Annotated in this window: 25 protein-coding genes and 1 pseudogene; 7 read left to right on the top strand and 19 right to left on the bottom strand. The window is 63.3% G+C overall.

Translation table 11 applies throughout. The features are described from left to right. Window positions 1–24: 24 nt before the first annotated feature. The 10 genes and pseudogenes from LB556_RS07795 to LB556_RS07750 all read right to left on the bottom strand — a co-directional run. Window positions 25–378 (bottom strand): annotated as a pseudogene (locus LB556_RS07795) (aldehyde dehydrogenase family protein); the annotation flags it as partial. A 137-nt stretch (window positions 379–515) separates the two neighbouring features. Continuing rightward, the gene (locus tag LB556_RS07790) at window positions 516–1,295 is read right to left on the bottom strand and encodes a TIM barrel protein (protein WP_224565734.1); all 780 of its coding nucleotides are present in this window, start codon (window positions 1,293–1,295) and stop codon (window positions 516–518) included. Between the two features lie 6 nt (window positions 1,296–1,301). After that, on the bottom strand, window positions 1,302–1,610 hold the full coding sequence (locus LB556_RS07785) for a MocE family 2Fe-2S type ferredoxin (RefSeq protein WP_224565731.1): 309 nt from the start codon (window positions 1,608–1,610) through the stop codon (window positions 1,302–1,304). Between the two features lie 10 nt (window positions 1,611–1,620). Next, entirely contained in the window at window positions 1,621–2,580 is a 960-nt protein-coding gene (locus LB556_RS07780; RefSeq protein ID WP_318011263.1) for a sugar phosphate isomerase/epimerase, read from the bottom strand. Then, window positions 2,577–3,581, bottom strand: a complete 1,005-nt coding sequence (locus LB556_RS07775; RefSeq protein ID WP_224565729.1) for a Gfo/Idh/MocA family oxidoreductase — start codon at window positions 3,579–3,581, stop codon at window positions 2,577–2,579. Before LB556_RS07775 ends, LB556_RS07780 begins: the two co-directional genes overlap by 4 nt. 89 nt (window positions 3,582–3,670) lie before the next feature. Then, window positions 3,671–4,516, bottom strand: coding sequence for an ATP-binding cassette domain-containing protein (locus LB556_RS07770; protein ID WP_224565727.1), 846 nt, complete (start codon window positions 4,514–4,516; stop codon window positions 3,671–3,673). Window positions 4,517–4,582: 66 nt separating this feature from the next. Then, window positions 4,583–5,605, bottom strand: a complete 1,023-nt coding sequence (locus LB556_RS07765) for an ABC transporter permease (RefSeq protein WP_411908572.1) — start codon at window positions 5,603–5,605, stop codon at window positions 4,583–4,585. Then, window positions 5,602–6,546, bottom strand: coding sequence for an ABC transporter permease (locus LB556_RS07760; RefSeq protein WP_224565974.1), 945 nt, complete (start codon window positions 6,544–6,546; stop codon window positions 5,602–5,604). Before LB556_RS07760 ends, LB556_RS07765 begins: the two co-directional genes overlap by 4 nt. Before the next feature lie 207 nt (window positions 6,547–6,753). Next, window positions 6,754–7,719, bottom strand: a complete 966-nt coding sequence (locus LB556_RS07755) for a sugar ABC transporter substrate-binding protein (RefSeq protein WP_224565725.1) — start codon at window positions 7,717–7,719, stop codon at window positions 6,754–6,756. A gap of 94 nt (window positions 7,720–7,813) precedes the next feature. Beyond that, complete coding sequence (locus LB556_RS07750) at window positions 7,814–8,860, bottom strand: sterol desaturase family protein (RefSeq protein WP_224565723.1); 1,047 nt, start codon at window positions 8,858–8,860, stop codon at window positions 7,814–7,816. Window positions 8,861–9,054: 194 nt separating this feature from the next. Between LB556_RS07750 and LB556_RS07745 the strand changes: the two genes are divergently transcribed. Next, window positions 9,055–10,089, top strand: coding sequence for a LacI family DNA-binding transcriptional regulator (locus LB556_RS07745; protein ID WP_224565721.1), 1,035 nt, complete (start codon window positions 9,055–9,057; stop codon window positions 10,087–10,089). A 522-nt stretch (window positions 10,090–10,611) separates the two neighbouring features. Here LB556_RS07745 and LB556_RS07740 read toward each other — a convergent pair. Next, entirely contained in the window at window positions 10,612–10,842 is a 231-nt protein-coding gene (locus LB556_RS07740) for a hypothetical protein (protein WP_224565719.1), read from the bottom strand. A 344-nt stretch (window positions 10,843–11,186) separates the two neighbouring features. Between LB556_RS07740 and LB556_RS07735 the strand changes: the two genes are divergently transcribed. From LB556_RS07735 to LB556_RS07725, 3 genes are all read left to right on the top strand, one after another. Continuing rightward, window positions 11,187–11,951, top strand: a complete 765-nt coding sequence (locus LB556_RS07735; protein ID WP_224565717.1) for an SDR family NAD(P)-dependent oxidoreductase — start codon at window positions 11,187–11,189, stop codon at window positions 11,949–11,951. A 156-nt stretch (window positions 11,952–12,107) separates the two neighbouring features. Beyond that, complete coding sequence (locus LB556_RS07730) at window positions 12,108–12,419, top strand: ArsR/SmtB family transcription factor (protein WP_224565714.1); 312 nt, start codon at window positions 12,108–12,110, stop codon at window positions 12,417–12,419. A 2-nt stretch (window positions 12,420–12,421) separates the two neighbouring features. Beyond that, a complete protein-coding gene (locus LB556_RS07725; protein WP_224565712.1) occupies window positions 12,422–12,907 on the top strand; it encodes an SRPBCC family protein in 486 nt (161 codons plus the stop codon). A gap of 34 nt (window positions 12,908–12,941) precedes the next feature. Here the strand turns inward: LB556_RS07725 and LB556_RS07720 are convergent, their stop codons facing one another. Both LB556_RS07720 and LB556_RS07715 read right to left on the bottom strand, forming a co-directional pair. Then, on the bottom strand, window positions 12,942–13,742 hold the full coding sequence (locus tag LB556_RS07720; RefSeq protein WP_224565710.1) for a class I SAM-dependent methyltransferase: 801 nt from the start codon (window positions 13,740–13,742) through the stop codon (window positions 12,942–12,944). 124 nt (window positions 13,743–13,866) lie between these two features. Beyond that, window positions 13,867–15,000, bottom strand: a complete 1,134-nt coding sequence (locus LB556_RS07715; protein WP_224565708.1) for a LacI family DNA-binding transcriptional regulator — start codon at window positions 14,998–15,000, stop codon at window positions 13,867–13,869. Between the two features lie 641 nt (window positions 15,001–15,641). On the opposite strand from LB556_RS07715, the gene LB556_RS07710 reads away from it, so the two are divergent. From LB556_RS07710 to LB556_RS07700, 3 genes are all read left to right on the top strand, one after another. Beyond that, window positions 15,642–16,604, top strand: coding sequence for a sugar-binding protein (locus tag LB556_RS07710; protein ID WP_224565706.1), 963 nt, complete (start codon window positions 15,642–15,644; stop codon window positions 16,602–16,604). A 123-nt stretch (window positions 16,605–16,727) separates the two neighbouring features. Further along, window positions 16,728–18,266, top strand: a complete 1,539-nt coding sequence (locus LB556_RS07705; protein WP_224565972.1) for a sugar ABC transporter ATP-binding protein — start codon at window positions 16,728–16,730, stop codon at window positions 18,264–18,266. A gap of 52 nt (window positions 18,267–18,318) precedes the next feature. Beyond that, window positions 18,319–19,314, top strand: coding sequence for an ABC transporter permease (locus LB556_RS07700; RefSeq protein ID WP_224565704.1), 996 nt, complete (start codon window positions 18,319–18,321; stop codon window positions 19,312–19,314). Window positions 19,315–19,322: 8 nt separating this feature from the next. Here the strand turns inward: LB556_RS07700 and LB556_RS07695 are convergent, their stop codons facing one another. The 6 genes from LB556_RS07695 to LB556_RS07670 form a co-directional block, all read right to left on the bottom strand. Continuing rightward, window positions 19,323–19,538, bottom strand: a complete 216-nt coding sequence (locus tag LB556_RS07695; RefSeq protein WP_224565702.1) for a hypothetical protein — start codon at window positions 19,536–19,538, stop codon at window positions 19,323–19,325. Next, window positions 19,535–20,290, bottom strand: a complete 756-nt coding sequence (locus LB556_RS07690) for a COG4280 domain-containing protein (protein ID WP_224565700.1) — start codon at window positions 20,288–20,290, stop codon at window positions 19,535–19,537. Before LB556_RS07690 ends, LB556_RS07695 begins: the two co-directional genes overlap by 4 nt. Window positions 20,291–20,371: 81 nt before the next feature. Further along, window positions 20,372–21,415, bottom strand: coding sequence for an ABC transporter ATP-binding protein (locus tag LB556_RS07685; RefSeq protein ID WP_224565698.1), 1,044 nt, complete (start codon window positions 21,413–21,415; stop codon window positions 20,372–20,374). After that, on the bottom strand, window positions 21,412–23,241 hold the full coding sequence (locus LB556_RS07680) for an ABC transporter permease (RefSeq protein ID WP_224565696.1): 1,830 nt from the start codon (window positions 23,239–23,241) through the stop codon (window positions 21,412–21,414). The genes LB556_RS07685 and LB556_RS07680 overlap by 4 nt, the downstream gene beginning before the upstream one ends. 16 nt (window positions 23,242–23,257) lie before the next feature. After that, window positions 23,258–24,262 (bottom strand): ABC transporter substrate-binding protein, encoded by a 1,005-nt coding sequence (locus LB556_RS07675; protein ID WP_224565694.1) that lies wholly within the window; start codon window positions 24,260–24,262, stop codon window positions 23,258–23,260. 75 nt (window positions 24,263–24,337) lie between these two features. After that, window positions 24,338–25,240, bottom strand: coding sequence for a MurR/RpiR family transcriptional regulator (locus LB556_RS07670; protein WP_224565692.1), 903 nt, complete (start codon window positions 25,238–25,240; stop codon window positions 24,338–24,340). Window positions 25,241–25,330: the final 90 nt, after the last annotated feature.

The following is a 25,330-nucleotide window of genomic DNA, read 5'->3' as shown; positions in this document are numbered from 1 at the left end:
ACCTTCGCGCAACGCTACCATATGCGTGGCGCCGCCATGGGCGACAGAAAGCTTTTCGGTCTTCACGTCGGTGAGGAAGGACTTCACCTTCTCGAAATGGCTCTTGCTGACAAGCGCGCCGATGCGATTTTCCGGGTCGAGCGGATCGCCCGTCTTCCACTCGCGCATGTAGGCGCCGATCCGCTGCAGCAACTCGTTCTTGATGCTGGCGTGGACAATGAGCCGTGACGTGGCCGAGCAGTTCTCGCCCATGTTCCAGAATGCGCCGTTGACCACTTGCTCGGCGACGAGGTCGAGGTCCTCGGCATCCTCGAGAACCACTGCAGGGTTTTTGCCGCCGCATTCCAGCACGACGCGCTTGAGGTTGCCCGCTGCCGCTGCTGCGGCCGCTTCGTCGGGCGTGCTGACGAAGAGCATGGAAATCTTCTGCCCATTCCTCTTCATCTTTCGGATGTCCTCGACATGAGGACGGTTGTGATACATGCCCATGGTCAGCCTCCGCTACAGTTTATCGCTCACACCGTGAACGCCCGCCGGAAGGCGTCCAGCGCCGCTTCCGGATCGTTCTTGGCAAAGGCCTCCAAACCCACCGGCCCGCGATATCCCATGTCGAACAGGGTTCTTCCGATGTAGGGCCAGTTCATCTCGCCCGTTCCCGGCTCGCAGCGACCCGGATTGTCGGCGACCTGCACCTCGCCGATGAACGGGAGGCACCTCTGACACCAGCGCACGATGTCGCCCTCCCCGATCTGCGTGTGATAGAGGTCGAGGTTGATCCGCAGTTGAGGCCTGTTGATTGACGACACCAATGCCAGCACCGATGCCGTCGAGCCGAACGGGCAGCCAGGGTGGTCAAGCAGGTTCAGATTTTCGAGCGTGAAGATGACATCCTCGGCCTCGGCCATGTCGCAGATGCGGTTCAGCGTGTCGCGCGCCTTCAGCCACATCGGGCCGGTCTCGACGTCGGCCTTGACGATGGGAATACCGCCCTCGCCGAGCCCGGTGCCATGCAGGTTCAGTCGGGCCACGCCGAGCCGCTTTCCGACCTTCGCGGTCTCGAAAGCCGACTTCAAGAGCATGTCGGCGCCCTCCTTGTCGGCGAGCCTTCCTTCCAGGTAGCCGTTCATGATCGTGAATGTCGCGCCCGTTTTCTCGAGCGCTGCGAGGTCATGGTCGGGCCAATTCCACAACCCGACGCCGAAACCCATCTCATGCAGGCGTGCGACACGCCAAGCCATTGGACGATCGCGCCAAAGCATCTCAGCGCAGGCTGCCAGTTGGAATGGTTGGCTCATGACGGCTCAGACCTCGACCATGACACGGCCGTTCTCGATCTTGGTCTTGTAAGTCCTTAGATTCTCGCAGGCCGGTGGCGTCTCTACTTCGCCGGTCGTGAAATCGAAAACGGAAGCATGCTTGGGGCACTCCACCGTGTTGCCCATGACGAGACCGTCGGCGATGTGGATCGCCTCATGTGTGCAGAGCCCGTCCGTGCAGTAATATTCATCCGCGTTGTTGCGGAAGATAGCGAAGGTCCGGCCGCCATTGTCGAAGCGCTTCGCTTCCTCGGCTTCGATTTCATCAGCGGCACAAGCGTCCACCCAGGGCATGCGTTTCTCCTTAGATATCTTGCAGTTTGAAGTCTGCGGGAGCAGACGGCATCACGCCCTGGAGGAGCGCGACGGACTTTTCGAGCCCCTCCAGCGAATTCAGGAGCACGTCCTCGTGCTCGATGGAAAGCCAGCCGTCATAGCCGGCCATTTTGAGCCGATAACAGAACTGCCGCCACCATTCCTCGCTATGGCCGAAGCCGAGCGTGATGTAGCTCCAGGAGCGGGCCGGGATGTCCATCAGGCTGCCATTCTCAAGCAGCGAGGTCGTGGCCTGAACGGGCCGGTTGAGCAGCGTGTCCTTGGCATGGACGTGGTAGACGGCCTCGCCCAGCGCTTCGGCGGCAGCGAGAGGATCGGCGCCCATCCAGAACAGGTGCGAGGGGTCCAGATTGGCGCCCACGACGGGCCCGACTGCTGCTCGAAGTTTCAGGAGCGAAGGCACATTGTAGACGCACTGATTGCCGTGGAGTTCGAGCGCGATGCGATCGACGCCGCTCTCCTTTGCCAGCGCCGCAACCTCGGTCCAGAAGGGAATCAGCTTCTCTTCCCATTGATACTTCAGAATGGTCTGCGTTTCCGGTGGCCAGGAGGAGACAACCCAGTTGGGCATGCTGTCGCCGGCGCTGCCCGCTGGCAGGCCGCTCATGGTGCAGACGGTGCGAATGCCCATCTCGCCGGCGACGCGTATCGTATCCATCAAGCCTTCGGCTTGAGCATGGTCGGTTGGATGCAACGGATTGCCGTTTGCGTTCAGGCTGATGATCTCCAGCCCGCGTTCCTCGAACGCCCCAACGAAGCGCCTTTGGGCTTCCCTGTTGCCTAACATGGACGACAGCCGGAAGTGCGGCGCCGTCGACCAGCCGCAAGTGTTTACCTCGATGCCGGATACTCCCACGCGCCGGGCGTGATCGAGCACCGCCTCCAACGTCAGATTACCAAGGCTGTCTGAAACGAAACCCAGCTTCACGCGTAGAACTCCGGCTTTGCAATCATCTGGACGGGTGTGCGGCGTGCTTCCTTCAACGCCCTCACGCCGGCTTCGGCGACGATGGCGGCGCAATAGCCGTCCCAGCAATCCGAGGCGGTCGCGGGGAACTCGCCAGTCATCACGAAGCGCAGGAAGTCGCGGTTCTGGCGGCGGTAGGCATCGTAATAGCGGGCCCGCCAGTCCGCGTCGTAGCCCGTGCTTTGGGTAAACGATGATTCCATACGGGTGTAGGCAACATTGTTGGTCGCAACAGTGCCCAGTTCACCGACCAGTTCGGCGCGGACGTCGTAGCCGTAGACGGCGTTGTTGTTGATCTCGATGTTGACGAGCTGGCCATCCACCGTTTCCAGCACCATGACGACGGGTGCTACGCGCGCGTCGGAGCGGCTCGGCTGGAATGCGGAAATGGCAGCGTATTCCGTCCCCAGCACATAACGCACAACGTCGAATTCGTGCGGAGCGGAATTGGTGATGGCCATCGCGCCGGTGAAATCGGCAGCCGGCGTTTCGACGTTGCGGTGGAAATTATGCATCATCAGCGCCCGGCCGAGCCGGCCGTCGTCCAGCGCCCGCTTCATTTCCTGATAGGAACGGTCGTAGCGCCGCATGAATCCGAGCTGAACGAATTTCGCTCCCGCCTGCTGTTCGGCATCCATCACCGCGATGCAGTCAGCCGAGGCTTGTGACAGCGGCTTTTCGCACAGAACCCGCTTGCCGACGGCAATGCAGGCCATCGAAAGCGGTGCATGCGTGGAATCGGGACTCGCAATGATCACGGCGTCCACGTCTTGCCGGGCGATGGCGCCCTCGGGATCGGTGGCAATATCGAAGGCTCCGCACGCTTCGGCGATGCGGCGGGCGCGCTGCCCATCCATGTCGCAGACCAGTTGAAGGGTTGCGCCGGGCATTTCCTCGGCGACTATCTTGGCATGGTCGGCGCCCATCAAGCCGGCGCCGATCACTGCAATGCGAATTGTCATTTCTGTCCTGTTCTTGCTTTTCGAGTTTACGGGGCCACGACAAGCGGTGAGAAGAAGCCGCGCCGGACTGGATAGCCTTCCAAGGAAGTCTAGTGAGCGGCTGGGGCCTCCAGCACCTTCGGGGACGGCGGATGCCCCTCATGGGTTTCCATGTAACCCTCGACCTGGGCTTCGAGGTCAGCCATGGTCTCGCCGCCAGCCATCAGATCCGTAATCTCTTCGCGGGACTTTTCGCCCTTACGGAAATCGGCGGCGATGGCGCCGCGGATCAGCACCGCGAAATGATCGCCGACGGCCATGCCGTGCATGACCTGGTGGGTGATGAAGACCACCGCCAGGCCACGCTTCTTGGCCTCGTTGACGATGCGCAGCACATGCGAGGCCTGCTTGACGCCGAGCGCCGCGGTCGGCTCATCCAGGATCAGCACGCGCGCTCCAAAATGCACGGCTCGCGCAATGGCGAGCGACTGGCGCTCTCCACCCGACAGGCCCCCTACCAGGCGGTCGCCGTCATCAATGCGGGTGATGCCGAAATCCCGGACCGCTTTCACCGCGATCTCGTTGGCGCGCTTGCGGTCGTAGATCTTGAACGGTCCCCAGCCTTTGGTCGGCTCGACGCCGACGAAGAAGGAGCGCCCGATGCTCATCAGCGGGAACGTGCCGCCGAACTGATGCACCGTGGCGATTCCGCGTCCCTGCGCGTCGCTCGGTCCGGTGAAGGCCACCGGCTGACCATCCATCAGGATCTGACCGCTGGTGGGCTTGTGGACTCCGGCCAGGGTCTTGATGAGCGTGGACTTGCCGGCGCCGTTGTCGCCGAGCAGGCAAAGCACTTCGCCGGCGCGCACCCTCAGCGAAATATCATGCAGGACGTCGATCGGTCCGAAGGACTTGTTGACGTTCTTCAGTTCGAGAATGGCAGGTTTGTCGTTCATGGCGTCATCTGCATCCGGCTGCGCGAAGGTACTCAGCGAAGCGAGGGTTGATCTGAAATTCGTTTCTCATGGGTTTGCCGGCTCTCGCGGCAGGCCTTGTTTGCGCCGCGGGCGGAAGTACAGGGCCAGGTCGCGGAACGATTGGTTCATCAGCACGGCCAGCAGGAGCATCACGCCGATGATCAGGTTCGACCAGTTCCGGTCGATCTGGGTGAAGTAGATGCCCTGGCTGACGATGGCGAAGGTGATGGTGCCCACGAAGATACCGACAACCGACCCGAAACCGCCGGTCAGCAGCACACCGCCCACCACCACGGAGACGATGGCGTTGAAGATGAAGTTCATGCCGCCGGAGACCTGGGCGGAATTGAACAGGATCGCCTGGCAAATACCGACAAATGTGGCGCTGACCGCGGACAGCACGAACAGCGCAATGGTCATGCGGTCCGTCGGAATGCCGGCGTTGCGGGCGCTGACCTTGTCACCGCCCATAGCAAAGAGCCAATTGCCGTAACGCGTCTTGTGCAGGACGAAACCCGTGACGGCCGCGAACGCGATCCACCAGACGATGATGACTTGGTGGCTGCCACCGATCAGTTGTCCGAACAGGAATTTTGCCCAGTCCGGCGCGGTGAGCGCCACGCTGGCATTGCCGGTCAGGAGCACGGAAGCACTGAGCACCACGCCCTGCATGGCGACGAGCGTGGCCAGGGTGATGATCAGCGACGGCACTGAGGTGCGGATGGTCAGCAGGCCGTTGACCAGGCCGACCGTGACGCCGACCATCAGCGCTCCGGCAATGCCCACCGTTGTGGGCAGTCCGTAGTAGCCGGACAGGATGGCCGTGGTCATCGAACCCGCCGGGATCAAAGCGCCGATGGAGATGTCGAGTTCGCCGGCGATCATCAGCAGCCCGACCGGAATGGCGACAATGCCGAGATTGGCCGCGAAATTGACCCAGCTCGCCGCGCCAACCAGCGTGGCCAGATTGGCGCCGCCGAACAGAACAAAGAACAACACCACGCCGACGAGGCTGAGGATCGAGCCGGCTTCGGGACGGCGCAGCAACGACTTGATTGCGTCCATCATGACTGTCCTCCCCTCTTCGACGAATAACTGAGCGCCAGCTGCCGGAACGTGTCGTTGGTCAGCACTGCGATCAGCAGAAGTGCGCCGATGATGATGCTTCCGACATTGGGATCCAGGCTGGTGAAATAGATGCCTTGGTTCACGATCGAGAAAGTGAGCGTGCCGAATACGATGCCCACGATCGAGCCGAAACCCCCCGTGAGCAAAACGCCGCCAATGACAACGCACATGATGGAATTGAAGATGAAGGACTGGCCCGCCAGAACCTGCGCGCTCTGGTAGACCATCACCTCGCTGACACCGACGAAAGCGGCGCTGAAGCCGGACAGCATGAACAGGCCGATGGTCAGGCGCTTGGTCGGGATGCCGACATTGCGCGCGCTCTCCTTGTCGCCGCCGAGCGCATAGATCCAGTTACCGATCGGCGAGACGTGCAACAGCCAGAACAGGCCAGCGATTAACACCACCCACCACAGGATCGTTACCTGGAACATGCCGTCGAGATAATCGCCCAAGATTTCTTTGGTAAGCGGGTCCGGCACCAGCGAGACGCCGGTGCTGCCGGCGATCTTGACGGTGAGGCCCAGGGTCAGACCCATCGTGCCGAACATGGTGCCGATGGTTATTATGAGCGACGGAATGGTTGTCTTCGTCACGAACAGGCCGTTGATGAAGCCGACCGCGAGGCCAAGGCCAAGTGCTGCCGTTATGCCGAGCCAATCGGGCAGGCCATAGTGGCCCGAGACGATGGCAGCGGTGAGTGACGCCGCAGGGATCACCGCGCCGACCGAGATGTCCAGTTCCCCGGCGATCATCAGCAGCCCTATCGGCAGAGCGATGATCCCGATCTCGGAAGCGATGTTCAGCCAGCTGGCCGCACCTGCCGCCGACATGAAGCTGCTGCCGCCAAACACGCCGAAGAAGAGAAGGACTGCGACCATGCCGAGGAACGAGCCTGACTCTGGTCGACGCGCGAGTCGGCCGAGGGCCAGTCCGGGGTGCGTGCGTTCGAGCGCAGGCGTTGATGTGGATGCGACGGGATGTGCCATTGGGTAATCCGCGAGCACGCGGCTGGCCGTAATGTGCCGCCGCAGAGAAAGGGAAAAAGGGCCGCCCGCTGTAAAGCGAGGGCGGCCCAGGCGGGAGGATTATCGCGTCCCTGCTTTCACGCCAGCGATGGTGGCGTCGACGTTCGTCTTGTCGATGATTCCTGGTCCCGTAAGGATCTCGCGGGTGGGCACCGCCAAGCCATAATTGACGTGGCCATTCAGAATCGCGACGGCCAGGTATCCCTGCAGGTAGCCTTGCTGGTCGATGGCGCAGGCCTGCTTGCCATCCTTAATGTTGTTCAGGATGGTTTCGTCAAAGTTCATGCCGCAGAGTTGCACTTTCCCGACCTTGCCGGCCTGGGTGAGGCCGTTCATGGCCGAGTTGGCGTCGACATTGCCGATGGTAAAGACGGCGTTGACGTCCTGGTGCTGCAGCAGATAGGCCTTCACTGCCTGGGCGACGGCCGTCGCCGAGCCGAAGGATGTAGCGGGCAATGGCAGGACGTCGGCTTCGCCACCGCCGTTCTTCATCCCCTCCTTGAAGCCGCCGCAGAAGGCCTCGATATTGGCAGCGCCTGGCAGCGTGTTGATGCAGACGCCCTTCTTGTTCCCGGCCTTGGTGAGGTACTCGCCAGCCGCGACACCGCCTTTGTAGTCGTCCGAGCCGACATAGTTCATAGCGCCAAGACGATCGGCCGCTTTCAGCCCGCCGGCATTGTAGATGATCAGGGGAATGCCAGCATCTTTCACTGCCTTGAACGCAGGGTCCATCGCTTCCGGCACCCAGTCCGGGCCGACAATGGCGTCGGCCTTCTGGTCGATCGCCTGGCGGATCAACTCGGCGGCGTCGACACCGAGATTGTCGTAGTTCTGCGGTCCGAGCCAGGTGACCTTGCCGCCCTGAGCCTCGACGACCTTGCCGGCGTCTTCGGCACCGCGCTTGACGATCGACCAGAACGGATCGTCGGGCTTGCCGCCGACGACGAAGATGTTGGCGGCGAGCGTCGCGCCGGTGCTGAACCCGATCAGCACCGCTGTCGACACCAGTGTTTTGAAAAGCTTCATGGTATTCCTCCCAGATTACCCCGCAGGGTTCGACAAAAGTCCTCCTGTCCCGGGTCCGCTCCTCACGGGCTCAGCCGAAACAGCGTTTGGTTCGTTATTCCGCAGGCATTCCTGATGCCGGATCGCCGCGGCCTTCCTGCCGGCTCCGCACCTTTTCCTTTTTCTTGCGGAAGCGGCCCTTCATGACTTCGTCGGCTTCCTTGCTGCCGTCGTGCCAGGTGCCGAACAGCTTATCGAGTGGCACCAGCCCGTCGCCGCCGTAGTTCACCTCGAAGTACTTGTGGTGCAGGTAGTGCACGTAGGAATGGCTATCGAGATTGACCTTGTCGGTGATCTCGAAGGTCTCGAAACCGAGATGGCCGTTGACGGCGCCAAATCCTGCGCCATGAAGCGTGAAGTAGGCGCAGACCGGGTTGGATGGGATTAACAGGTGGAGCCAGGCTTCGGCATGATAGAGGAAGCCTTCGACCGGGTGCATCGACAGCGACGACCACGGGCTTGGGTTGATCGAATTGTGATGGACCGAATGCACCCATTTATAGAGCGGCGGCCAATGGATCGCCCTGTGCAGGAAGAAGAAATAGACCTCATGCACCGCCGGCGCGATAAGCACCAGGAACGAAAGGTATAGCCAGTTCGTCGTCCATGGCAGCCAGACTGCCCAGCTGTTCGCATAGACCCACAGCATCACGATCTCGACCACCGTCCACAGCGGTATCGTGACGAAGAATGAGCGGGCGAAATTGTCGATGTTCTGGTTTTGGAACCAGAACACGTCGGACGGCGCGTCTGACGGAAATTTCGGATTGTACTTGAAGCGGTTCTGCTGTTTGCGCTGAATGTAGTAGCGCAGCTCGAAGAAGCCGTAGAACAGAAAAATCCCGGCGGCGTTGAGGCCGTACAGCCAAAGGTAGTTAAGCAGCGAGAAGCTCGCGAGGCTCTGCCAGCTCGGGATAAGCAGATTTACCCAAATGAGCGCCGTGGCGAGATGAAACGTGTTCCACGGCCAGAAGAACTCAGGAATCCATTTCACCACCTTTTTTGCATCGAACGGACGGTGCCAGATCGGCGCCGGCTCGGCGCGCCGGTGCGGGGCCCAATTGCCGCGCTTGTCGCGTGTTCCATACTGAAGGTCGTCCATCGTAACAGCGCCTCCTCGCCCGGTTCATTCTGGTGCCTATGGGGTTCGGACCCGCCCTAGGCTCAGCCGATTGATCCCCTGTTCGGCGCAATTCATATCGGAGGGTTGATATTTGGAGAAGGCAGAAATAATATCAGAATTGCATTTGTATCATTTTATTTCAATCATGATGATACGCCAAGGAATGGGTGTTCATGAAGCGGCCGACAATCCACGATCTCGCTACTGCGGCAGGCGTATCGGTGGCGACGGTGAACAGAATTTTGGGCGGCACCGTCTCGGTGCGGCCGAAGACGGTTCAACGCGTGCAGAGCGCGGCGGAGGAAATCGGGTTTTACGGCGTCGGGGCGATCGACGATCGGGCCCGCAAGATATCGCCGCATTACCGATTGGGTTTCCTGCTCCAGCAGTCGACCCGTGACCTCTACCAGCTGTTCGGCAAGAAGATCGTCGCTGCCTGTCGCGAGCGTCGGGACGAGGTCATCGACCCTGTCGTCGACTTCGTCGATATTTTGACGCCGGAGACTATTTCTAACCGTCTTATCGCGCTCGGCGAGGAATGCGACGCTGTCGCGGTCGTCGCGGCCGATCACCCAATCGTTGGTCAGGCCATCCGTGCCCTGAAGGAGATGGGAAAGCCGGTCATCTCATACATCACGGATCAATCCGCACCGGAAAGGGCGGCTTATGTGGGCACTGACAATTGGAAGCTGGGGCGGACCGCGGCCTTCCTAATCACGCAAACCACCCAAGGCCCAGGCCGCATTGCGGTTTTCATCGGCAATCATCGGTATCAATGCCAGGATGTGTCCGACGCCAGCTTCCGTTCCTATCTGCGCGAGCACGCGCCTCGTCTCACAGTCGAGGAGAGCCGCCCTACCCATGAGGAGTCGAGCGAGGCCTACCGAATGGTGGCTGAGTTGCTGGCGACGACGGATGATCTCGTGGGGATTCTGATCGTGGGCGGTGGCATCACAGGCGTGCTCCGTGCCTTAAGGGAAGTGTCTGCCGAGAGGCGAGCGGGGATCAAGGTGGTGTGCCGCGATATTGGCCCGGAGACCCGGAAGGGATTGTCCGAAGGGCTGATCACCGCGGCGCTCTGCCATCCGCTCGAGGCGACTTCCGCCCTTCTCGTGCAGACGATGATCGATGTCAGCGGACCGCAGGCACCGCTCGCAACCCTTCAGCGGTCCATACCGTTCGAAATCGTTACGCCGGAGAACATTTAAGACGAGATTTTCAGATGCTGGGTACTTCGCACGCCCGAATTTGAATGGCCGCTTTCGGGCGTGGTAGGGGGGCTGCCGCGAGGGCCGACATTGCGGCCAAAGCTGACTAGGCAAACTTTGCCTGAAGCGGGGCCGGGAGCGGTCAGTCTGGTTTGAATCTCAAACAGAAGAGCTGCTGTGGCCAAGGCTGCTAGCTGGCGGACTCCGCGGAAGGTTCGGATCAGTCCCGGGATACCGACGCCTGCCCTTTCACAGACGGAGGCAAAGCAATTGAGCAGAGTTTGTGAATGCTGGAGCAGACGTTGAAGCCAGCCAGTTCACAGCCACTGCTCCTGAACGAGGCAATTGAGGTGGCGATGTCGGAGCTCAAGTTCCGCACCCGGTCGAGCGAGAGCTAGGCAGCGCTCAACCTCAAGGTCTGGATGGACGTCTGCTCAGCCTTCCCACTGTGGGTCATTCAGAAGGCGGCGCGGTGGTGCCGCGGTGCCCGCCAAGGCACCGGCCGGGGAGCTGGGCAACTTCCTAGCCGACGTGCAACTGGCTGTCGGCCACAACGTTCTGGGGCGGAAGCTGATGCTGGAGCGGCTGCTTTAGCCCTCCGGCCCGGTTCCTCTCGGCGTCCAGCAGTTCCTCCTCGGTTATCAGGCCGTTCATAAACAGCTTAAGCAGGTGGGACGCGATGCGCTGGGCCTGCTGCGATTCAAGGGGTGTGCCGTTCTCGTTGCATACAATGCGGCACACGCGAGAGAGCATATCGATCTCGCACGGCCCCAAGCACTGACCAGGGTACAACATAGCCTTTCCTCCTCGAAAGCTACGAAACCCGGACAGTGCGACAGGCGTGTGAATTCCGCAATTGATTTTGGCGTGATCGAGCGTGCTGTCAGGCGCGGCCCGTGTGCACTCGGTAAGCGTGGTGAGTTGACTCTTCTAACCTTCCCATTTCAGAATCTTCCGAGGGGCGCACTCCAGTGTCCGGTACAAATCGCCACCTATGTCTCGGGTCGCTCATCCAATGGTCCGTTCTGGGCACATAGGTTATGGTTTGCCGGAGACATGGGCAACACTTTCCGCCCGAACGTATTTTGGAGCCTGATTTGGCAACAACCATCAGCAAAACCAGGCGTGTCCTGATCACCGGCGCCGGCGCTTCTGACGGCATCGGCTTTGCCATTGCCCGCCAGTTTGGCCAGGCCGGGCATGCTGTTTTCCTGACCGGCGCCAGTGCGCGGGTGCTGGATCGTGCCGGCGAGCTTCGCGGCGAGCGCATCGACGCCATGGCCGCTGTCGCCGATCTCACCGTTGCAGCGGAGGTGGAGCGGCTGCGGGCCGAGGTCGGCGCTATCGATATCCTGGTCAACAATGCCGGCATGGGATCGCTGGCCTCGCCCTCCGTCGGCAAGACGTTCCTGACGATGAGCGAGGCCGAATGGGACCAGGGCATCGAGACCAGCCTGAAGACCGCGTTTCTCGTCACCAGGGCGTTTCTGCCGGCGATGGTCGAAACGGGGTATGGGCGCATCGTCAATGTCGCATCGGTGACCGGGCCGCTGGTCTCCTACCAGGGCACCGCCGCCTATTCCGCGGCGAAGGCCGGGATGGTGGGCCTGACCCGTACCTTGGCGCTGGAAGTGGCGCGCCATGGGGTCACCGCCAATGCCGTTGCGCCTGGCTGGATCGAGACAGGCGCGTCGAGCGAGGCGGAGCGGGTCGCGGCCCGGCATGCGCCGCCGGGCCGCGCCGGCCGGCCGGATGAGGTCGCGGCGGCGGTCGTGTTTCTGGCCTCCGAAAGCGCCAGCTACATCAACGGCGCCTTGCTGGTGGTCGATGGCGGCAACAGCCTTGAGGAACGCAAGGGATAGACGCGGCCCTTAAGCTTGAATGGATTTCGACCCTCTGGCGTAGTTCCTTCCAAGCAGAATGAAGTGTGATCTCGCTCTCGGGAGATTCTTTCCTCGCCACCAGATCAGGCGCCGCCTCCGCTTGACTCAATAATCAGTCTGCACTAATCATAAGTCATGACTGTTGATAGCGCACAGCTTGCCGCCTTGGGCGATCCGACCCGAAGGCGGATTTTTGAGTTGATCGCGGAGCGGCCGCGCTCGGTGGCGGAGGTCACGCGGCAGGTCAGCGTCTCGCAGTCCGCGGTGTCGCAGCATCTGAAGGTGCTTCGGGATTCGCGGCTGGTGCGCGCGGAGCCCAAGGGCGCCAGCAACGTCTACCACATCGATCCGCACGGGCTTGGCCAGATGCGCGCCTGGCTTGACCGGTTCTGGAGCAAGACGCTCGCGGCCTACAAGCTGGCCGTCGAGACCCCACCAGAGGAGTAACCATGAACACCCAAGTCCCCATCGCCTCCGTGAAACAGTTCGTCGTGGTCGAGGTGCCGATCGAGCGCGCTTTCAAGGTTTTCACTGAGGATTTCGGAAGTTTCAAACCGCCCGAGCACAATCTGCTTGTAGCCCAAATCGCCGAGACGGTGTTCGAGCCTCGGGTCGGCGGCCACGTTTATGACCGTGGCGTCGACGGCAGCGAGTGCCGCTGGGCACGCGTGCTGGCCTATGAGCCGCCCAACCGTGTGCTTCTGAGCTGGGACATCAGCCCGCAATGGCGCATCGAGAACGACCCGGCCAAGACCAGCGAGTGGGAGGTGCGGTTCACCGCCGAAACGGCGCAGCGCACCCGCGTCGAGATCGAGCACCGGAACCTGGAGCGCCATGGCCAGGGCTGGGAAGGCGTCCGCGGTGCCGTCGGCGGCGATCAGGGCTGGCCGCTCTACCTGCGGCGCTATGCCGATCTGGTTGCACGGCCGGCCTGACCGCAGTTTTAAAGGTGCTTCGCCGGATGCGCGGTCAGGGCACCACGCCCCTGCACGCCCGGGCCACATTGGCGAACGACCTCGGTCCGTCCGGTCGCCCGGCCTCGTAGGCATCGCGGACGGCAGCCTCGGTGCGCTCGCGCTCGGCCGGGCCCAGCGTGGTCATGTATTTGCCGAGCGAGCCCTCGCCGGCTGATATCGGCGCCCAATAGTCAGCGAAATCCTGGTACTCCATGCGGATCATCAGCTCGGTTTCGGTGACATCGGCCAGCCCCTGGTCCACGAAAGTCCGCTTCATTTCGCCAGGCTGCGTCATCGGCTGGAAGCAATAGCGGCTGCGCATCTGGCGCCCGCCTTCGCTGAGTGCCGCCACCGTGTCGATCATCATGCGCATGGCAGTCATGCCGCCGAGATGGTCCCACACCACGGCCGCGACCACGCCGCCCGGTCGCGTGACGCGGCGCATTTCGGCAACCGCTTTGCCAGCCTCCGGCACGAAGTGAAGCACCAGCATGGCCAGCGTGCGGTCGAACGCATCATCGGCGAACGGCAACGCCGTGGCGTCCGCCTGTTTGATGTCGATGCGCGGATCGGTATTGCGCCGCTTTGCCGCCTCGACGAAAACTGCCGAAAAGTCGACCGCCGCGATCGCCGCGAGTTCGGCGGATTTCGCCAGCTCGAACGTCAGGCTGCCGGTGCCGCAGCCGACGTCGAGTATTCTTTCGCCGGGTCCGAGCCCGGCGAAGTCTATGAACTTGGGCGCGAGCTTTCGGCTCCATCGGCCCATGAGTTGCTCATATCCGGACGCATCATGAACGGTGAAACTCGACGTCATATGCCCCTCCCTTGGCTGTCGGCGCAGGCTAGACCTCAATCGGGATGAAGCCAAGACGCGGGAGCACGGTGAATGCCGGCATCCGGGGCGGGTCAAGAAGGCCGACCGGCAGTTCTGCCCGTCTCTATGCGACGCCCTTGAACGTCGCCACGCTCTCCCTTTCCACCAGCGGGCACTCCAGCTTGGTGATCGGATAGCGCCCGCGTCCCACCGCCGCCGGCGCCTCGAGCTGCTCGATCGCCCACTGGCCCATCGCCATGTGCGGCAGGATCGAGGTGGTCAACGGCGGGAACAGGTGCCGGGCGATTTCCTCGTCGTCGTAGCCGACGACGGAAATGTCGGCGGGGATGTGCAGGCCGGCTTCCTTCAGCGCTTCGTAGCAGCCGATGGCGGTGCGGTCGTTCTGGCAGAAGATGGCGGTCGGGCGGTCCTTCAAAGCCAGCAGCTTGACCGTCGCGGCGTAGCCGGCGCTCGCCGACCAGTCGCCCTCGACCACCAGTTCGGGGTCGAAGGGGATGTCGGCGGTGGCGAGCGCGCGGCGGTAGCCTTTCAGGCGGTCTTGCGCGGCCTGCATCCAGGGTTCGCCGGTGATGGTGGCGATGCGGCGGTGGCCGTGGCTTATCAGGTGCCGCGTCGAACTCTGGCCGCCGGCGATCTCGGAAGGCACCACGGCGGGAAAGGCATAGTCCGACGTGTAGCAGTTGAGCAGGATGACCGGGATGTCGAGGCCGTAGAGGAAGTCGGGCGCCGTGATCTCGCGGGTGAAGATGGTCATGTAGATCAGCGCCGAGATGCCGCGCTTGGTGAGGGCGGCGATGGCACGCGGCTCCATCACGGCGTCGCCCATGGTCTGAGCCACCAGAAGCACGTTGCCGGCGTTCCACGATGCCTGGCGCGCGCCCTCAATGGCGACGACCGCCTCCGGGCTGGTGGCGAGCTGGTCGACGGCAAAGCCGATCACGCCGTCAAGTCCGTCGAAGGCGGGCCCATCGAAGGCCCCCTCGAAAGCTGCAACCGGCTGCTTCAACGCCGAGAAGGCGGGGGCGCTGTAGCCGAGCGCACGCGCCGCTTCGATCACCCGCTCGCGGGTCTGCCGCGAAAGGCGGATGCCAGGGGTGTTGTTGAGCACGAACGAAACCGTCGCCTGCGAGCAGCCGGCGGCGCGCGCAATGTCGGTCATGGTGACGCGGCCCTTCGGCTTTGCCGGCGCCTTGCGGCGCTTCGCGGTTGCGATGGCCGGATCCGTCGTCTGGCTCATGCGGCAGATATCCCCCGATCCCCAGCCTGTCTAGCGATGGCTTGGCCGACCGACAAGATGGCGTGATGCCGCCGGTTCGCGGGCACATCGAGTTCGTTTATAACTATTATCATGCTTGCGATCCATGCTTTGTCGGTTTGGGTCTCTCAAGAATCCCGAGATCGCACGGTCCCGTCTGGATGGGGCGGAGGGACCTGCATCGGCGGATCTGTTCGGAGGTGACACCCGCGTGCCGCGACAGCGCTCCTTTGCTAATAGTGTTTACTAATACAAAAATGCGCTGTACCGTCAATCCATCGCATCCGGCGCCGGTCGGGTCCGGTTGCGGTGGGAGGGTCTGTGAATGGTCCGATGGAGAGCGGATATTTGCCTCGCGGACCCCATGTCCCGGCTATGTGATATGTCAGACAAATCGGACTATTTACGAACGAAGAATGGTTGTCTAAAGTCCGTGGCCGCGGCTGGAAACGACGCCATTCCTTTCTGTGCCGGGAGCCCTTGAGGAGGAGGGGCGTCCAAGCCGCGAACGGCAATTCAGGTGAGCAAGGCAATTCTAAGTGAGCAAGACAATCTAGTGAGCAAGACAATCTAGTGATCAAGACGGGTCAGCCCGACGGCTGGGCCAAAACGGGAGGTTGAACATGAAATCCTTGATACGCAATGCATCCGTCGCCGCCGCGGCCCTGGCTATCGGCCTGACGGCGACGGCTATCGCGCGCGCCGCCGACAAGCCGACGCTGGCCTTCGTCGTCAACGGCGCTTCCGACTTCTGGAAAGCGGCCGAGGCCGGCGTCAAGAAGGCGCAGGCCGAACTGCCCGACTACACGCTCGAACTCAAATATCCCGAACAATCCTCGGTCGCCATCCAGCAGCGGCTGATGGACGATCTGGTGACCGCCGGCGTCAAGGGCATCATGGTCTCGGCCGTCGATCCCAAGACCTCGACCGACGGCCTGAACAAGATCGCCTCGGAAACGGCGCTGTTCACCACCGACAGCGATGCCCCGCAGACCAAGCGCGTCGCCTATATAGGCTCGTCCAATGTCGACGCCGGGAAGCAGGCGGCCGAAATCGCCAAGAAGGCGATGCCGAACGGCGGCAAATGCCTCGGCTTCGTCGGCCTGCTCGGCGCCGACAATGCCAAGGAGCGCATCCAGGGCATGAAGGACGGCCTCGCCGGCACCAAGATCGAGCTCGTCGACGTGCGTGGCGACGATATCGACCAGGCGCGCGCCAAGAAAAATGTCGAGGACGCGCTGGTGGCCAGCCCCGACGTCACCTGCATGGTCGGCTTCTACTCCTACAACACGCCGCGCATCTACGAAGCGCTGCGCGATGCCGGCAAGCTTGGCTCGATCACCGTCGTCGGCTTCGATGACGATCCGATCACGCTGGGCGGCGTCAAGGAAGGCACCATTGCCGCCACCGTGGTGCAGCAGCCCTTCGAATGGGCCTATCAGGGCATGAAGCTGATGGCCGCCTATCTCAAGGGCGACAAGTCGGGCATTCCGGCCAATGGCCTGATCATCATCCCGACCAAGATCATCGGCAAGGATGATGTCGACGCCTATGCAGCCAATCTGAAGGCTATGGCTGGAAACTGAGACCACAGGCAGGTCAGCCGGCTCAACTTCGGTCGAGCCGGCTGCTCTCGCATTGACGAACCCTGCCGGGGCCGTCAGTCTGCAGAACGGGCCGCTTCGGCCCACCGGCTGCTGTCAGGCATGATGAATTATTCCGACACATCCATCGCGGCGACCACTCCGTTCCTCAGCCTCGAGAACGTGCGCAAGACCTATCCGGGCGTCGTGGCGCTGGACGGGTTTTCCATGGAGGTCAGGCCGGGCGAGGTCATCGGCCTGGTCGGCGAGAATGGCGCCGGCAAATCGACCCTGATGAAGATCCTCGGCGGCGTCACCACGCCCGATACCGGCACCATCACGGTCGACGGCGCCGCCCGCAAGGGCCTCACGGTCGAAGCTAGCCTCGGTTCCGGCATCGCCTTCGTCCACCAGGAGCTCAACCTGTTCGACAACCTCGACGTCGCCGCCAACATCTTCTTCGGCCGCGAGCCGCTGCGCGCCGGGCCGCTGCGGCTCGTCGACCGCTCGAAATTGCGCGAAATGGTGGCGCCGCTGCTGAAGCGGGTCGGCGCCAATTTCTCGGCCGACACGCAGGTCGCCGATCTGTCGCTGGCGCAGCAGCAGATGGTCGAGATCGCCAAGGCGCTGTCGATCAAGGCAAGGCTGGTCATCCTCGACGAGCCGACATCGAGCCTGCCGATCGCCGAAACCGACAAATTGCTCGACGTCATCAAGGCGCTGAAGGCCGACGGCATCAGCGTCATTTTCATTTCGCACCGCCTGCATGAGATCGAGCGCGTCGCCGACCGCGTCGTCGTGCTGCGCGACGGTATGCTGGCCGGCACGCTGGGCAAGCGCGACGTCAACCACGACCAGATGGTCAAGCTGATGATCGGCCGCATGCTGAAGGAGCGCGAGAAGGCTTCCGAGGCCGCGCGGGCGCCGGGCGCAGTGGCGCTTTCGGCCAAGGCCGTCCGCACCCCCACCTATCCCGGCCGGCCGGTCGACCTCGACGTCCAGCACGGCGAAATCCTCGGCCTTGCCGGCCTCGTCGGCTCCGGCCGCACCGAACTGGCGCGCGTCTTCTTCGGCATCGACAGCTGCCTTGGCGGCACGCTTGAACTCGACGGCAGGCCGCTTGCGCTGGCTTCTGCGGCCGATGCCGTGGCGCACGGTATTTTTCTCGTGCCCGAAGACCGCAAGCTGACCGGTATCCTGCTCGACCTGTCGATCGCGCAGAACATCTCGCTGCCCAATTTGCCGGCGCATGCGAAGCGCTCGTTGGTTTCGGCAAGCGCCGAAACGGCGACCGCCGAGACGCAGAAGAAAAATCTCGGCATCAAGGCGCCTTCGGTGCAGACGCGCACCGGCACGCTGTCGGGTGGCAACCAGCAGAAGGTGGTGCTCGGCAAGTGGCTGGCCATGAACCCCAAGGTGATGATCCTCGACGAGCCGACGCGCGGCATCGACATCGGCGCCAAGGCCGAGATTTATGGCCTGATGCGGGCATTGGCGGATGCGGGCGTCGCCGTGCTGATGATCTCCAGCGACATGGAGGAGGTGATCGGTGTGTCCGACCGTATCGCCGTCATGCATGAGGGCCAGATCTCGGGCATTCTCGACAAGGACCAGTTCAGCCAGGAAAACGTGCTGCTGCTGGCGGTGGGCAAGCCGGCAAACTAGCCGGCTTTGCCTGCCCAGGGCTCGGAAGCAGGCACGTATTGGGGATACGACGATGAACAAGAAAGATCTCGGCCTGCTGATCCTGATCCTGGTGGTCGGCGCGATCGTCGCCATCATCAATCCGCGCTTCCTCTTGCCGATCAATCTCGCCAACACCTCGAACCTGATCGGCCTGTTCGGCATCCTCTCCATCGGCCAGGCCTTCGTCATCATCACCGGCGGCATAGAGCTGTCCGTCGGCTCCGTCGTCGCGTTGCTGGGCACGCTGTTCATCGACTTCATCGCCGTGCGTGGCATGGGATGGCCGATCGCCTTCGTACTCATCCTGGTGCTCGGCGCCGTCATCGGGCTGGCGCATGGCTGGCTGATCACGCGGCTCAAGCTGCAGCCCTTCGTCGTCACCTTGTGCGGCCTTTTGATCTATCGCGGCGTCGCGCGTTTCTACACAGCCGACGGCACCGCCGGTTTCGCCTTCGGCCAGAATTTTCCCGATCTCGAATTCCTGACCGCCGGCCGCTCCTGGGGCGTGCCGAACTCGTTCTTCGCGCTGATCGTCATCGCCATCGTCATGTGGGTGGTGCTGCACCGCTCGGTGTTCGGCCGTTATCTCTACGCCATCGGCAAGAACGAAGAGGCGGCGAAATATTCCGGCATACGCACCGGGCGTGTCGTCATGGCGGCTTACGTCATCTGCGGCGTGCTCACCGCGCTGTCGGCGATCTACTTCGCCATGTACACGCGCTCCATCTCGCCGGCCAGCCACGGCCAGTTCTACGAGCTCTATGCCATTGCCGCGGCCGTTCTCGGCGGCTTCTCGCTGCGCGGCGGCGAAGGTTCGCTGATCGGCGTCATCCTCGGTACGGTGCTGCTGCAGGAGCTGCAGAACCTCGTCAACCTGCTCGGCATCCCCTCCTCGCTCAACTTCGCGGTGATGGGCGGCGTCATCCTGATCGGCGTGCTGGTCGACCAGCAATGGGGCGTGTTCCGGGCGCGCCGCCGGATGGTCGATGCCGCCCGCAAGGGCGCGGTCGGCGCGGCCGCGGAATAAGTCCTTGGCTACCTGCGGTTCGTGCGTGCCGCGCGGCGAACGCTTAGCAGGAGGATGGCAAGACAGCCGACCAGCAGCAGCGCGCCGCCAAGCAGCGGCGGCAGGGCCAGGAGCTTCACCCACGCGGTGACGGCGGCCACAAGGACCAGCGCCAGCAGCGCCAGATTGCCGTCATCGACGAACATGCCGAAGAATTCCATGGCAATGAGACGAATGACGTTCATCGGGCGAGCCCTCCAGCGGCTTGGGGATAGGTGCCGCGCAGCCAGCGGACCATGGCAAAGGACGCCAGCGCGACGATGGCGAAGATGGCGAGCAGAGCAAGATCGGCGCCCGGCCAGTCTGCGCCGATGCCCTCGCCGGTCCAGAAGATGCCGAAGCTGGTCAGCATCAGCCCGACCACGAATTTAAGGGCGTTCTCCGGCACGCGCGCCAGCGGCCGGTGGACGGCCAGGCCGACAAGCATCACCAGGACGAAGGCCGCCAGCGCGCCCATGCTGGCGTACAGCGTCTGCCCGTGCGCGGCGCCGACGGCGATGACGATGAACACCACCTCGACCCCTTCGAGCAGAACCGCCTTGAAGGACGCCAGTCCGGCGAGGTAGTCGGCGCGCCGATCGCCGGCCTGCCGGTGCAACTCGGCGGTCTCCTTGGCGAAGGCCGCTTCCTCGTCATGCAGGGCAATGACGCCGACGCTGCGCAGGATGGCCTTTCGCAACCAGCGCATGCCGAACAGGATCAGCAGCACCCCGACGGCGAACTGCAGCGTCGTGATCGGGACCAGCGCCAGCAGCGGGCCGAACGCCAGCACCAGGGCCGCCAGCACCGCCAGCGCCAGCGCGGCGCCCGTCAGCGCCGGACGCCAGCTGCGTGTCACCCCGACCGCGAGCACGATGGTGAAAGCTTCGACGACCTCGACAAGGGAGGCGAGGAATGCCGCCGTGATTGTCGAGAGGATGGGTGTCAGTGTCTGCATCGAGGCTTCCTGTCTTGTCCTGTTCGACCATGATCTTTCTGGCCGGTCATTTCCAGCTTCGGGTTCGCGAACCGGGAATCACTACGCGGTCAGCACCACACAGCGCTCCGGCGGCAACGAAAAGGCAAGCGCGGCGCCGATCGCAGGCGCTTCGGGCCAGTCGAGCCGGACGCGTTGTTGTCCGAGATCGACCGCCAGCCGCCAGCATCGGCCCTGGAAAGCGCTCGACAGCACCTTGCCCTGCAGTCGATTGCCGGGATAGGCGTCCGCCGGCCGGGCGTCCTCCGGACGGATGACCAACATGCCGGCGCCGGATCGGGCGCCCGGCGTGCGCACCGTTTCGGCATCGCTGTCGGCGATCCTGAAGTGCTCGTCCTGGACCTGCCCGCGAACGATCGAAAAGCCGCCGATGAAGCTCGCCACGAACGAATCGGCCGGTGCTTCATAGATGGCGCGTGGCGTGTCGAACTGGACGATTTCGCCGGCCCGCATGATGGCGATGCGGTCGGAGACCGCCATGGCCTCGGCCTGGTCATGCGTCACATAGACGACGGTGATGGCTTCGCGGCGCACCATCTCCATCATCTCGATGCGCATGTCCTCGCGTAATGCCGCATCGAGATTGCTCAGCGGTTCGTCGAACAGCATCAGCGCCGGACGCGCGGCGAGGCAGCGCGCGATGGCGACGCGCTGCTGCTGGCCGCCCGACAATTCCGTGGGATAGCGATCCTTGTAGGGAGCAAGGCGGGTGACGTCGAACGCATGGTTCACCCGCTGGGCGATGTCCTGCTCTGAAAGCCGCTGCGCGCGCAGACCGAAGGCGAGATTGTTGGCCACCGTCATATGCGGCCACAGGGCGTAGTCCTGGAAGACCATGCCGATCCGCCGTTTTTCGGGAGGTATGACCGACGCCTCGCTCCACACGACCCGTCCGTCCAGCGTGATCGATCCCTTTTCGGGTGCGACCAGCCCGGCGATGATGCGCAGAAGCGTGGTCTTGCCGGAGCCGCTGGCGCCGAGAAGCGACACCACTTCGCCGGCATCGATCTTGAGGTCCAGGTCGGTCAGGATGGGGCGCCCGCCGAGCGACTTGCAAATGCCGGCACAATGCAGGGATGCGGTCATGACAAGGGTTCCGCTCTGACTGTCTGGTGGTGGCCCGCATCGGCGAACGCCGCACTCCGGCGCGGTCCGACGAAGCGCCGAAGCGGATACCAGACCAGCGCCGCCCCCATGCCCGCGGCCGCCATGGCGACCAGGGCGATCGCCGAGGCCAGCCCGTCCCGGTCGTGGCTGAACAGTTTCAGGATGAGCGTCGGCGCCGGCGGGCCGCTCCGGGGAATGAGCATTTGCGAGATCGGCAGTTCGAACACGGTGCGAATGAACGTCAGCAGGAAGGCTGTCATCACGCTCAGCAGGATCAGCGGCAAGGTGATTGCCAGCAACCGGCGGGTCGCCCCGACACCATGCAGGCGCGCCGCGTCCGTCAGGCCCGGCGCCAGTTGGCCGATGGCCGAAAGGATCACCACCAGACAGTAGGGAAGCGCTGCCGCGACATAGCCCATGACCAGCAGCGAGCCATCGCCGTAGTGGGGGAACGGCCAGTCGCGAAAGCCCGGCAGGCGGTTCCACACAAGGATATAGCCGAAGCCGAGCACGATTCCCGGTATCGCCACCGATCCCAGCGACAGACCGACGACGGCGCTGCGCAGAACCGGGCCGGCGCGGTCGAGTTGCGCCGACAGGAGCAGGGCAAGCGAACTGGCGATGAGCGCCGTCAGCCCGGCATAGAAGAGGCTGCGCAACAGGCCGTCATTGGCCGCGGTGTTCAGGCTGAGCGCCGCCACGACGTTGACACTGGTGAAGTTGCTCCAGATAAGCCCATGGCCCAGCGTCTGCGTCAGGGCACGCGCCGCGATCGCCGCCAGCGGCAACGCCAGCGCCAGGATTGCGATGGCAAGGGCCGCCGCCATGGCGACCCAGCGCCATCCGCCGAGGTTGTACAGCCTGGCCGGCCTGGCGCGGCCCGAAATCAGGCGCGGGTCGGCGCGGCGCCGCAACAGCCGGTCCGCCACCACGACGAGCAGGACGAGACTGAGCAGGACGAGCGCCTGTGCGCCGGCGGCGGGAAAGTCGACCGGATAGTCGCTGGCGGCGGCATAGATGCCGTAGGTCAGGACACCGAAATTCGACATCCTGGCGATGGTCGAGGCCAGGCCGAAGTCCGACAGCACCTCGGCGAAGGTGGCGATGAAGCTCAAGGCGATGGCCGGCGCCAGCAAGGGGCCGTTGATGCGTAGCCAGATCCTGAGCGGAGCGGCGCCGGAAAGCCGCGCGGCATCCTCCAGTTCGCTGCCCAGTCCGGCCAGCGCGCTGCCGATGATGAAAGCCGACAGCGGAAACAGGCTGAGCGTGTGGACGAATACCAGGCCGGTCAGGCCGAAAAATGCCGAGCCCAGCCAGGCAGGCAGCAGCCCGAATTGCGTCAGGTAACCGCCGGAAGACATCAGCAGCACCCAGGCTAGCGCCTTCAGATAGGATGGCGTCAGGAAAACCAGCCACGGCACCATCGAGATTGCCGACCGCCCCGGTATGTCGCAGCGCTGCACCAGGACCGCGAAGGCGCCGCCCAACATGGTTGTGGTGCAGGCGACGAGCACGCCGAGCTCAAGCGAATGCAGGACCGAGGCCGCGACATAGGGAGAGTTGAAGACACGGCTCAGCGGCTCGAGGCTCAGGCTGTTGCTGGCGTCTTGCGCGGCGAACAAGCCGGGCATGACCGCCTGGACCAGCACCAGGGCAAGCGGCAATCCGATCAGCAAGGCAAACACGGCGTAGACGGCAAATGGCCCGCCGTGGCGTGCGAGCGCCGACCGGCGGCGCAGCGGCGGCTTTCCAGCGCCAACGCCGCGGGCAAAAGCCGCGGCGTTGGAAAGCTGAGCGATCGTCATGTCCCAAACAGCCGGATCACTGGACGAAATTGGCCTTGTACCACTGCTTCCACTCGGTCTCGTGAGCCGAGGCCACGGCGTCGTCGAGATGCGTGTAGGTGATGTTGGTCTCGCGGCCTGGCTTGGCGTTGATGCCCTTGATGATCGGGATATAGAAGAAGTCGGTGTCGTCGCCGTTCTGCATGGCGGCCTGGCCCTCGGCGCTGGTGACGAAGTCGATGAACTTCCGAGCCGCGTCCATGTGCTGCGTCTTTGCGCTGATGCCGAGGCCTTGCGGCAAGGCCACGGAGCCTTCGCTCGGGTAGACCGCGACGACGGGTTCGCCGGCGGCGATCTTCGAGAAGATGGCGCTGTCCTGATTGACGCCGACCGAGGCATCGCCGGTCAGCACGGCCTTGTTCACCTTGCCGCCGCTCGACAGGCCCGACAGGGACTTGTTGGTCAGCGTCTTGGCCAGCAGGGTCTTGCCGGCGTCGACGCCGTTGGTCTGGAAGAAGCCGGCCAGCCATTGATAGGCAGGGCCCGACAAATTGGGATCCTTGGCGGCGACGCCGCCGGCGAAGGACTGGAGGTCGGCCCAGGATTTGGGCATCTTGCCGGCGGGCACTTTCTTGGTGTTGACCTCGATGGCCGTGGTGCTGGTGCCGGTCGGCAGGAAGGCGTGGCTTTGTGGGATCAGCGACTTGCCGAGATCGGTGAAGGCGACCTTGTCGTAGGCGGCGGCGGGAACGGCCTGCAGCACGTGGTCTGCCGCCATCCGTTCCATGACGGCGGAGCCGTCGAGCCAGACGATGTCGAACTGCGGATTGCTGCCTTCGGCGGCGATCTTGCCCAGCGTCTCGCCGGTGCTGCCGGGTTCGACCACGTCGACGGTAAGGCCGGTCTTGGCCTCGAAGGCCTTGGCCACCGGGCCGGCGAAATCGAGCGCGTCATAAAGCACCAGGTCGGATGCCGATGCGGGTGCTGCCATGGCAAGCGCGCTCAAGCCAATTGCCAAGTAGAAAGTTGTACGTGTGTTCATCTTGCTCTCCAGTGGATTTGCCATGGGCACAGTAAGCCCCATCGTATCATGCATGAACAGGTTGAATGTTTTGTGTCATTTGTATGGATTGCTTGTTTTATTGTATTTATTCTTTCGGACGCCGCGCTTTATCCAGGCTCTATCGATCGATCCCCGAACCGTGCTCAGCCGATCGAGGGCATCAAAGGCGGCTTCGCTGTTTCGTTTCGCCAGCCCGATGATCATCGCCTCGATGAGGACGATCGTGCCGCCATGCATGGCCAGGTGATCGGCCCTGCCGCGCGGAACCGGCAGGCTTTCCGCCACCTTGCCGGGAACCAGGGGAGCCAGATTGTCGCTGATCAGCACCACCGGAACGTCGAACCGCATGGCATGGTCGAGGACGACTTCCACCTCGCGGTAGAGCGGCGCGTAGGCCATCATCAGAACGGCGTCGCCCTTGCCGAGCCACAGCAAGCGGTCGGCGAGCGCAATTCCTGACACCGACAGCGCGCTGGTCGGCAGGCCGATCCGGTTGAACTGCAGGCTGGCATAGTCGGCCATGGCGCCCGATGGACCTATGCCGAAGACGTGGCGACGATTGGCCCGCGCCAGAATGTCGACGCTGCGCTCGAATGCCGCCGCCATCTCCGGACGCTTGAGCACATCGAGCACGCTCTCATGGAGGTCGATCACATGCCGCAGTGCCCCGGCACTGTCGTCGCCGGTCTCCTGCAAGGTGCGCGCCAGGCGCTTGCCGGGGGATGGCGTGCCGGTCAGGTCCGACAGCAGCATCTGGCGAAGCGCCGAGAGGCTTTCGAAACCAAGCGAGCGCGCCGTCCGAACCACGGTCGCGTCGCTGGTGCCGGCGAGTTCGGCGATCTCGGCCGCCGATCCCAGCAGGACCGACCGCTTCTGGTCGACGAAGAACCGCGCCATACGCTGCTCGGCCGGCGGCAGGCTTTCGAGTGCCGCGTGAACCCGGGCATCGACCGTCATTCTCCGGTCTTCCGAGGCATCATAGCTCATGGTGGCCGGCCCGCTCCGTCGTCTGTAGTGATTACAACGGGAGCCACAATCCGAAATGTC

Source organism: Mesorhizobium sp. ES1-4 (assembly GCF_020164745.1).
Taxonomy (GTDB): domain Bacteria; phylum Pseudomonadota; class Alphaproteobacteria; order Rhizobiales; family Rhizobiaceae; genus Mesorhizobium.
This window is presented reverse-complemented; position numbering and strand designations above follow the sequence as displayed.